Genomic DNA, 8,693 nt, shown 5'->3' with positions numbered 1-8,693 from the left:
CCTGCTGGGCGGCTTCATCATCCGGCGCGCGGAGGATCCGCTCGCGGAGATCATGGTGACGACGGCGGTGGCGCTGGCGTCCTACGTGCTGGCGGAAGAGGTGCACCTGTCGGGCGCCATCTCCGCGGTGGTGGCGGGGCTGGCGGTGGGCGTGACGCTGCGGCGCGAGGTGCCGCCGCAGAGCCAGGTGGCCATCCACTCCTTCTGGGAGTACGCCACCTTCGGCGTCAACACGTTCCTCTTCCTCTCCGTGGGCCTGGACACGCGGCCGGAGGCGCTCAAGGGGCACCTGCCGGGCGTGGGCATCGCGGTGGTGGCGATGGTGCTGGGGCGCGCGGTGGCCATCTACCTGCCCTTCCTGCTGCTGCGGCTGTTCAAGCCCGCGGAGTCCATCCCGCTGCGCTGGCAGCACGTGTTCCTGTTGGGCAACATCAAGGGCGCGCTGTCCATTGGCCTGGCGCTGGGCCTTCCGGAGTCCACGCCCGCGCGCGAACAGATCGTCTCCATCGCGTTCGGCGTCACGCTGGTGTCCCTGGTGGGCCAGGGGCTGCTGCTCACGGGCGCGCTCAAGTGGCTGGGGCTGTTCCAGCAGGACGCGGTGGCGCTGGAGATGGCGGAGCAGCGCGGGAAGCTCATCGCCAGCCGCGCGGCGCACGCGGAGCTGGAAGCGCTGCACACGCAGGGCCTGCTGCCGCGCGCGGCCTATGAGCACCTGCGCAGCGAGTACCAGGTGAACATCGCCCGGGCGGAGCGGGAGCTGCGGCGCATCGGCGAGCAGCACCTGGCGGAAGGGGCGAAGGACCTCCTGAGCATGCGCAGGCGGCTCATCGACGCGGAGCGCACGGCGTTGCAGGGCGCGCGGCGCAACGGGCTGATTCCGGAGGCGACGGCGGAGGAGATGCTGGCGCACCTGGACGCGCGGATGCTGGACCTGGAGAAGGTGTTGCACGGCGGGCACGCGGGCAAGGACAGCAAGGAGCACAAGGCGTCATGAAGATCGTCATCGCGGGGGGAGGACGGGTGGGCGGCGCGCTGGCGGCGCGGCTCGTGTCGGAGCAGCACACGGTGACGGTGATTGAACGCGACGCCGCCACCTGCGCGCGCTCTTCGAGGAGGTGGGCGTGGTGACGGTGTGCGGGGACGCCACCAACCCGCGCGGTGCTGGAGGCGGCGGGCATCGGGACGGCGGACGTGGCGGCGGCGGTGCTGGCGCACGACCCGGCGAACCTGGCGTTCACCATGTTGGTGCGCGCGGTGTCCAGCGCGCGCCTGATGGTGCGCATGCTGGACACGAACTACCGCGACGCGTACCGGCTGGCGGGCGTGAAGGAGCTGGTCGCCGAGGCGGACGTCGTGGTCTCCAAGATGACCACCGCCATCGACTTCCCGCAGGTGTCCGGGTCCCTGCCGCTCAGCAGCGGCGACACGCTCTTGTTCGAGCTGGCCATCCCCGTGCGCGCCCGGGTGGCGGGGCAGACGGTGGCGCAGGTGCGCGGCATGGAGGGCTTCCCGCGCGAGTGCATCTTCATCGCGCTGGTGGATCCGCAGGGCCACACCGCGCTGCCGGAGGGCAACACGCAGCTGAAGGCCGGGCACAACGTCATCCTCGTGGCGCGCAGGACGCAGGTGGCGCAGGCGGTGGAGTTCCTCACGTCGGAGCCGCCGCTGGGCGCGGGCCTGGCGTCGTCGCTGGCGCAGACCTTGCGCAAGCTGGACTTCCTGGCGCCCCTGAGTGAGGACGAATTGGAGGCGGTGGCGCGCGGCGCGGAGCTGCTCCAGACGCCCGCGGGCACGGAGCTGTTCCGCCAGGGCGACGCGGGCGAGACGTTCTACGTGGTCATCTCCGGCGAGGTGGCCATGAAGGACGGCGCCCGGCAGACGGTGGCCACGGTGAAGCAGGGCGGCTTCTTCGGAGAGCTGGCCCTGCTCACGGGCGAGCCGCGCAACGCCAGCGCCGTCACCGCCACGCCGTGCGAGCTGGCCGCGGTGGGCCGCGAGGACTTCCGCGGCGTGATGATGGCCAACCCCGCCGTCGCGCTGGAGATGAGCCGCATCCTGGGGCAGCGCCTGTCGCGGCTGGGCGGACAGGCGCAGCCGGCGAAGCGGCGCGGCCTGTTCGGGCGCTGAAGACAGACACCTTCCCCTCAAGGGCCTTTTCCCATGACGACGAAGCACACGGCGCTGGTGCTGGGCGCCACCGGTATCATCGGCCGCAACCTCCTCACGTACCTGGACACCCGGCCGGACTGGAAGGTGAAGGCCGTGTCGCGCCGCGCGCCGGACTTCGCCACGCGCGCGGAGGTGAAGTCGCTGGACCTCCAGTCGCCGGACTCGCTCGCCAGCGCGGCGGAGTGGCTGCGCGACGTCACGCACGTCTTCTTCGCCGCGTACCAGGAGCATCCGGACCCCGCGGACCTCACGCGCATCAACGTGTCGCTCTTGCGCAACATCGTGGAGGCGGTGGAGAAGCACGCGCCGGGCTTCCGCCACGTGTCCTTCATCCAGGGCGGCAAGGCGTACGGCGCGCAGTTCGGCCTCTACAAGACGCCCGCCAAGGAGACCGACCCGCGCCACTTCCCGCCCAACTTCTACTACGACCAGGAGGACTACCTGCGCGACGCGTCCCAGGGCCGGCGCTGGAGCTGGACCGCCCTGCGGCCCGACATGATGATGGGACTCGCCGTGGGCAACCCCATGAACCTGGGCAACCTCATCGGCGTGTACGCGTCGCTGTGCAAGACGCTGCGCGTGCCCCTGCGCTTCCCCTCCACGCCTCGCGCGTACTCCATCCTCGCCAACGTGACGGACGCCACGGTGCTGGCCAAGGCCATGGAGTGGTCCGCCCTCAACGAGGCGTGCGCGGGCGAAATCTTCAACATCACCAACGGCGACGTCTTCCGCTGGAGCCAGGTCTTCCCGCGCATCGCGGACGCGTTCGGCATCCCGTGCGCGGACCCGCAGCCCTTCTCCCTGACGGAGGCGATGAAGGACAAGTCCCCCGTCTGGGAGGCGCTCACGCAGCGCCACGGCCTCCAGCCTCACGGCCTGAAGAAGCTGGCCAACTGGGCCTTCGGCGACTTCATCTTCGGCGTGGAGAACGACGCCTTCTTCGACGTGAACAAGGCCCGCCGCTTCGGCTTCCAGGAGATGCACCTGGACAGCACGGAGGCCATGGTCGCGCTGATGCGTCAGCTCCAGGCGGAGAAGCTCATCCCCGCTTGAGGCGCCCGCACACCGCGGACGCCGCCAGGAAGCCCACGCTGAAGGCGTCGCGGAAGCGGTCGTAGAGCCTCCCCACGCCGGGCACGTTGGCGATCATGTCGCCGAAGCTCCACATCTCCTCGTGCGCGTGGATGAGCGGCAGCACCTCACCGCCGCCCTCGCCGCGCTGGAGCGTGAAGTCGTAGACGAGAATCGTGCGCAGCGGGTACGTGTAGAGCCACGCGAACTGCTTGAGGTTCATCACCCCGTCCACGATGGCCCGCCCGCTCTTGCCATCCGGCTCCAGCTGGACGTTGAGCTGGAAGATGTCGAAGTCGAAGCGGAACATGCAGTGGAAGCCCGCCGCGCCCTTGCGGTACGTCTCCTTGCCGCCGCCCTTCTGCCAGGGGTCCGTGAAGGTGACGTCCTCCGCGAGCATCGGCAGCAGCTCCGCGTCCAGCACCGCCGCGGGGATGGACGTGGTGTAGAGCAGCCGCGTCACCTCCCGGAAGCGCGCCTCCAGCTGCTCGATGAGTGCCTGCTCCGCCTTGCGCATGCGCCGCCCCCGCTGCCCGCTGATTGGACCGGGCCTGAAGGTAGGCACGGGCCTGGAGCGGGGGAAGACGGGGTGCGTCAACCGCCCAGTTCGCTGAGGAGCCGCGCCGCCTCGTCCTTCACGGCGACGTCCGCGCCCAGCGACTGCGCCTGCCGGGCGTGCCGGGTGGCTTCCGCCCGGTCGAACGGCTGGGTGGCGCGCGCCAGGTTCAGGTGCGTGAGCGCGTCCTGGGGGTTCGCCTCCAGCACGCGCTCCAGCAGCACGCGGGCGCGCGCGTGGTCCTGGTCGCCCATGAGCAGGCGCACCAGGTCGTTGGTGGGGCCGGGCTCCTGCGGCGCCGCCGCCACGGCCGCCTCCAACTGCTTGCGGGCCTCCGCGCGCTCGCCCAGCGCCTCGTGCGCCTGCGCCAGCGAGTGGAGGATGTCCCACTGGTTCGGGGCGCGCTGGAGGGCCTCGCCGAAGAGGGCCTTCGCCTCCGCCAGCTCCCCGGCCAGCATGCAGGCCAGGCCGTGCAGGTGGATGTAGCGGACCTGCGTGGGCTCCAGCTCGCGCAGCTCCAGGATGGTGCGGCGGGCCGCGTCCTGGCTGTTGGCCTGGAGGTAGAGGCGCAGGAGGTCCTGCAACACCGCCACGCGCGTGCGGCCCTGGGCGTGCTCCAGGGCGCGCGTGGCCGCCGCGATGGCCTGCCCGATGGCGCCGTTCGCCGCGTGCGCGCGCGACAGCAGCAGGTGCGGCAGGGCCTCCGTGGGCGCCAGCGCCGCGGCCTGCTGGAAGTGCGCGGCGGCCGCCGCCGTGTCCTTGCGCTGCATCGCGATGCGGCCCAGCTCGAAGTGCGGGTAGGCGCTGTGGGGCGCCACCACCTGCGCGGCCTCGAAGGCGGCCTTCGCGCCCTCCAGATCGCCGCGCTCGGCCAGCAGCGTGCCCAGGTTGAAGCGCTCGAAGTAGCCGGCGGTGGGCGCGGCGGCCAGCGCCTTGAGCGTCACCAGCGCCACCGCGTCGCCGGCCTGCGCCTTGAGCATGGCCAGGTGGGCCTGCGCCTCCGTGTTGTCCGGTTGCACCTGTAACAGCCGCGTCACGGCCCCTTCCGCGTCCTTCGCGGCGCCGGTGCTCAGGTGGGTGCGCACCAGGCCCATCAGACAGTCCACGTCCTTCGGGTCGATGGAGAGGCCCTTCTGGAAGCTCTTCACCGCCTCCGCGGGCTGGCCCTGCTGCAGCAACTGCCCACCCTCTTGCGCGTACCTGGATGCCATGGCCCCCTACCTACCACGAGCCTCCAGAAACCCCGCCTCCCCGCCCGCCCCTACCGGCGCAGCGCCGCCAGGGCGACACCGGGCAGCTTCCACCAGGACGGGGACTGCTCGAATTCCACCAGCCGGCGGGACAGCGTCGCCATCCCCTTGTGCCCGGGCACCCACGGAGGCGGGAACAGGGACGTGATGGGGGCGCGCAGGACCGCCTTCTCGACGGACTCCAGCATGAACGTGTTGTGCACCCAGCCCTGCCCGCTCTGGATGTCCCCGCGCGACGCGGACGGATGGCCGCCCCAGGGCAGGCTGCCCAGCGCGTAGCCCGCAGCGGGCCAGGTGTTGAGGGCGACGGTGCCGTAGCGCAGGTCCCGCACCGCCTTCTCCACCGCCGCGCGCACCCTCGGGTCCCGCATCGTCTTCGGGTGGACGACGAGCATCGCGTTGAGGGTGCCCCACACCTTCTCGTTGAGGAACGCGACCGCGGCCTCCAGGAAGGCCACCGGTTCGTCGGAGCCCGGCAGGCCCGTCTCCGACAGCACCGTGCACCAGGGCTCGTGGCGGAACACGCGGTCGTCCGTCCTGGCGGGGTCCACGTCCGGAATCAGCGCGTAGGCCAGGTCGCCCTCGCCGGGGTTGCCCACGAGCCGCAGGTTGGGGCGCGCGTCCGTGAACTGGTGCCAGCGCTCGCTCGCGCCCGGGTAGTACGCGCGGCGCACGGGCGCCTGGCCCAGGCTGGCCTGGATGCGGTCCACCAGCGCGCCGCGCTTGAGCCAGTCCTTCGGCTGCACCAGCAGCTTCGCCGCGTTGCAGTTGAAGGACGCGTTGTTGGACACCATGCCGGCGATGTCGTCCGCCTGGAAGCGCAGCTCGCCGTCCGAGTACGGCCCCGGCACCACCACCACGGGGGAGATGTTGCCCAGCTCGCTGGACACGGGCTTCGCGAGCAGCGGTTCGTCCTTGCGCCGGCGCTCGTCGGACTCCGGGCCGGGCGGGCCCCACACGAGCGCGTCGTGGGTCTTGTCGCTGCCGGTGATGTGCACCTCGTCCACCGCGGCGTGGTGGACCAGCTGCGCGCCCTCCTCCGCGCCGCCGTACATGATGGCCAGCGCGTCGCGCGCGACCAGCGGCGCGAAGGCCTGCTCCAGGAACGGGCCCAGGTACGCGTTGACGGGGTTCATCTTGAGCACGCAGACGGTGCCCTCGACGAAGAGCTTGTAGAGGCAGTCCAGCGGCGGGATGGAGTTGACGTTGCCGCCGCCCAGCACCGCGCAGACGCGGCCCTTGTGGGGCTTCTTGTAGAAGGACGCCTGGTGGTCGCGCAGGTTGTCCGCGGTGACGCCGGGCTGGAAGTAGACCTCGCCCGTGGTGCCGGGCAGCAGCATCCCCTCCAGCCGGTCGCGGGGGAACAGCCGTGCGGCGAGCCGGCCGTCCTCCAGCGTGCGCAGGTGCTTGCTGGGGATGACGGGCACGCCGTGCGCCTGGATGTCCTTCAGCGCGTCCGCCAGCAGGCGCAGGGTGCGCACCACCACCATGGGCCCGCCGAGCCACTCCTCACCCGCGAGTGGACCGCCGGGGTCGATGCCCTTCGCCTCGCAGGCCGCGCGCACGCTGGGCGCCGCGATGGCGACGTACGCGTGGCGCAGGTCCTCCAGGAGCCGGATGCGCTCCTTCAGGGCGAGCTTCACCCACGCGCTCGAGCCCTCACGGACCCGGCGCACCAGGATGTCGATGGTGGTGCGTGACGTGGACTGCGGGACGGCGGCGGACATGGCGACCTCCGAGACAGGCTTCACACCGGGTCCCGGGATAGGGAACCCCCGCGTGCGCCGTCACCGAGGGGCCGCGCCCTCCGTCCTCAGGTGGGCAGGGGCTCGGCCAGGCCCTTGCGGATGGCCTCGTCGATGACGGCCATGACCTTCTTCATGTTCTCGCGGCCGCGGGCCGCCTGCTGCTCGCCCAGCTTCGCCTGCTCCTCGCCGAGCTTCCCCTGCTGCTCGCCCAGCTTCCCCTGCTCCTCGCCCAGGGCCTCCATCTTCCGGCTGAGCGCCTCCTGCTCCTTGTCCAGGCCCTCCAGCTCCTGGTCGAAGGACGCGTCGCGCTTGTCGAGCTCCGCCTCCTTGCGGTCGCGCTCGGGGCTGTCACCGAGCGAGTGGAGGCGGGCGCGCTCCATGGCGATCTCCGCGCGCTTCGAGGCGATGGCGGCGTGCTTCGCGGCGATCTGCGACATGGGGTAGGCGAGCTCCGCCTGCTTCTGGCCCAGCGCGGCCTGCTGCGCGCCCAGCGCGGCCTGCTTCTCACCCAGCGCGCCCTGCGCGTCGCCCAGCTTGCGGTCGTCCTCCAGCAGCTTGCGCACCTGCTCCAGCGTCTTCGCGTCGCGGATGAGCAGGGGCTTGTTGTCGCGGCGCACGAAGAGCAGGTCCTTGCCCTGCTGCTTGAAGGTGCGCGCCAGGTAGAGGTCGTCCGTAGAGCCGGCCATCATCGTGCGGCCGTCGGAGATGTACGCGAAGGAGTCCCCGTCCTCGATGCCCATGTCCGGGGGGCGCGGGCGCGCCGGAGACGCGGCGCGGCCTGCTGTCCTCCCCGGCTTCCCAAGCCCCTTCGTCCCTGGCGCCGGAGCCTCCAGCCCCCATCACCGTCTGGCGTGAGGCGGGGGCGGCCCGGGAGCGGCCGTCGCGGCTATTGGCCCAGCCGGCCCGGCTGGACGCGGAGGTGGCGGCGTCCGGGGAGATGCTGGCGGCGCGGCTCGGGGGCGGCGGCACCGGGTGACGGCGATGGCGGGGCCGGAGCGGCTGGGTGGTGAGTGGTGGACGGACACCCCGTACCAGCGGGACTACTACCGGGTGCACTTCGAGGGGCTGGGGCCCGCCTGGGTGTACCGGGACGGGCGGGACGGGGGCTTCTACCTGCAGGGGTTGTTCGATTGACGGGCGGGCGGTGCGGGTCGGGGTGGAGGCCCCGCCGCTTGTGGCCTAGCGTGACGGCATGCGCCCCGCACGACTCCTCCCGCTCCTCCTCGTGTCCCTCGTCCTCCCGGCCTGCGCCGCCCGGCAGGTGCGCCCGGAGGGAGCCATCCGCAAGGTGGTGGTGGTGGCGGGCTCGCGCGTGGACGTGCTGCCGACAGGCACGTTCCGCCAGGACATCATCGGGGAGAGCAACCCGCGCACGGTGCTGGCCCGCCAGACGGAGGCGGAGCTCCTCACGCGCGGCTTCGACGTCGTGGCCACGCGCCAGTCCCAGGCCCCGGTGCCGCTCACGGACGAGGTGTCGTCCTTCGTCCAGCAGAACAACGCCGAGGCCGCGGTGGTGGTCATCCTGGACTGGCTGGACGTGTCCGGCGCTTCGGTGCTGGGCCGCGTGGACGTGGTGCTGCGGCTGGGCATGGTGGACCCCAACGGCCAGGTGCTCTGGACGGACACGTTCCGCTCGCAGCCCGTGGTGAGCGCCTACCAGTCCGCGACGGACTGGAACTCGTTCCTGCGCCGGGCCGTCATCGACGCGGTGAAGGTGGTGCCGTGACGGCCGGCCTCCTTTCGCGCGGCAAGAGGGGGGCATGCGGGTCCTGGTGACGGGCGCGGCGGGCTTCATCGGCGCCCACGTCTGCGAGCGGCTCCTCGCCCGGGGCGACACGGTGGTGGGCCTGGACGCGCTGGACGCGGCCCCCGGGGACGTGGCGCTGCGGCGCTCGCGCC

At 72.0% G+C, this 8,693-nt stretch carries 9 protein-coding genes and 2 pseudogenes; 7 read left to right on the top strand and 4 right to left on the bottom strand.

All coding sequences use genetic code 11. From position 1 onward, the window contains the following. The 4 genes and pseudogenes from ACLEQD_RS31030 to ACLEQD_RS31015 form a co-directional block, all read left to right on the top strand. Positions 1-994: cation:proton antiporter (locus tag ACLEQD_RS31030; RefSeq protein WP_410389077.1), on the top strand; the 994-nt coding region annotated here is incomplete at its 5' end. Further along, positions 991-1,326, top strand: a pseudogene (locus tag ACLEQD_RS31025) (NAD-binding protein); the annotation flags it as partial. The gene ACLEQD_RS31030 and the pseudogene ACLEQD_RS31025, both read left to right, overlap by 4 nt. Positions 1,327-1,365: 39 nt before the next feature. Then, the gene (locus ACLEQD_RS31020) at positions 1,366-2,127 is read left to right on the top strand and encodes a cyclic nucleotide-binding domain-containing protein (protein WP_410389080.1); all 762 of its coding nucleotides are present in this window, start codon (positions 1,366-1,368) and stop codon (positions 2,125-2,127) included. Between the two features lie 33 nt (positions 2,128-2,160). Further along, the gene (locus tag ACLEQD_RS31015; RefSeq protein WP_410389075.1) at positions 2,161-3,222 is read left to right on the top strand and encodes an SDR family oxidoreductase; all 1,062 of its coding nucleotides are present in this window, start codon (positions 2,161-2,163) and stop codon (positions 3,220-3,222) included. Here ACLEQD_RS31015 and ACLEQD_RS31010 read toward each other — a convergent pair. The 4 genes from ACLEQD_RS31010 to ACLEQD_RS30995 form a co-directional block, all read right to left on the bottom strand. Then, positions 3,209-3,757 carry a hypothetical protein gene (locus tag ACLEQD_RS31010; protein WP_410389073.1) on the bottom strand — a complete coding sequence of 183 codons (549 nt, stop codon included), beginning with the start codon at positions 3,755-3,757 and terminating at the stop codon, positions 3,209-3,211. The genes ACLEQD_RS31015 and ACLEQD_RS31010 overlap by 14 nt on opposite strands. Positions 3,758-3,834: 77 nt before the next feature. Continuing rightward, complete coding sequence (locus ACLEQD_RS31005) at positions 3,835-5,007, bottom strand: tetratricopeptide repeat protein (protein ID WP_410389072.1); 1,173 nt, start codon at positions 5,005-5,007, stop codon at positions 3,835-3,837. A 50-nt stretch (positions 5,008-5,057) separates the two neighbouring features. After that, entirely contained in the window at positions 5,058-6,773 is a 1,716-nt protein-coding gene (locus ACLEQD_RS31000; RefSeq protein WP_410389070.1) for an aldehyde dehydrogenase, read from the bottom strand. Positions 6,774-6,859: 86 nt separating this feature from the next. Further along, positions 6,860-7,534 (bottom strand): hypothetical protein, encoded by a 675-nt coding sequence (locus ACLEQD_RS30995; RefSeq protein ID WP_410389068.1) that lies wholly within the window; start codon positions 7,532-7,534, stop codon positions 6,860-6,862. 122 nt (positions 7,535-7,656) lie between these two features. Here ACLEQD_RS30995 and ACLEQD_RS30990 point away from each other — a divergent pair. From ACLEQD_RS30990 to ACLEQD_RS30980, 3 genes and pseudogenes are all read left to right on the top strand, one after another. Beyond that, a pseudogene (locus ACLEQD_RS30990) lies at positions 7,657-7,928 on the top strand (DNA polymerase Y family protein); the annotation flags it as partial. Positions 7,929-7,986: 58 nt separating this feature from the next. Beyond that, on the top strand, positions 7,987-8,520 hold the full coding sequence (locus ACLEQD_RS30985) for a hypothetical protein (RefSeq protein ID WP_410389066.1): 534 nt from the start codon (positions 7,987-7,989) through the stop codon (positions 8,518-8,520). 34 nt (positions 8,521-8,554) lie between these two features. Continuing rightward, on the top strand, positions 8,555-8,693 hold a 139-nt coding region (locus tag ACLEQD_RS30980; protein WP_410389079.1), incomplete at its 3' end, for an NAD-dependent epimerase/dehydratase family protein.

The sequence above is a fragment of the Corallococcus sp. 4LFB genome, from assembly GCF_046520365.1.
Taxonomy (GTDB): domain Bacteria; phylum Myxococcota; class Myxococcia; order Myxococcales; family Myxococcaceae; genus Corallococcus; species Corallococcus caeni.
Note: the sequence above shows the minus strand (reverse complement) of the source record. Positions and strands in the feature narration are given on the sequence as shown.

Excerpts from the sequence above, each read along its gene's own strand:
- ACLEQD_RS30985 (WP_410389066.1), top strand. The coding sequence starts at position 7,987 with ATGCGCCCCGCACGACTCCTCCCGCTCCTCCTCGTGTCCCTCGTCCTC.
- ACLEQD_RS31020 (WP_410389080.1), top strand. The coding sequence starts at position 1,366 with ATGACCACCGCCATCGACTTCCCGCAGGTGTCCGGGTCCCTGCCGCTC.
- ACLEQD_RS30995 (WP_410389068.1), bottom strand. The coding sequence starts at position 7,534 with ATGGGCATCGAGGACGGGGACTCCTTCGCGTACATCTCCGACGGCCGC.
- ACLEQD_RS31005 (WP_410389072.1), bottom strand. The coding sequence starts at position 5,007 with ATGGCATCCAGGTACGCGCAAGAGGGTGGGCAGTTGCTGCAGCAGGGC.
- ACLEQD_RS31000 (WP_410389070.1), bottom strand. The coding sequence starts at position 6,773 with ATGTCCGCCGCCGTCCCGCAGTCCACGTCACGCACCACCATCGACATC.
- ACLEQD_RS31010 (WP_410389073.1), bottom strand. The coding sequence starts at position 3,757 with ATGCGCAAGGCGGAGCAGGCACTCATCGAGCAGCTGGAGGCGCGCTTC.
- ACLEQD_RS31015 (WP_410389075.1), top strand. The coding sequence starts at position 2,161 with ATGACGACGAAGCACACGGCGCTGGTGCTGGGCGCCACCGGTATCATC.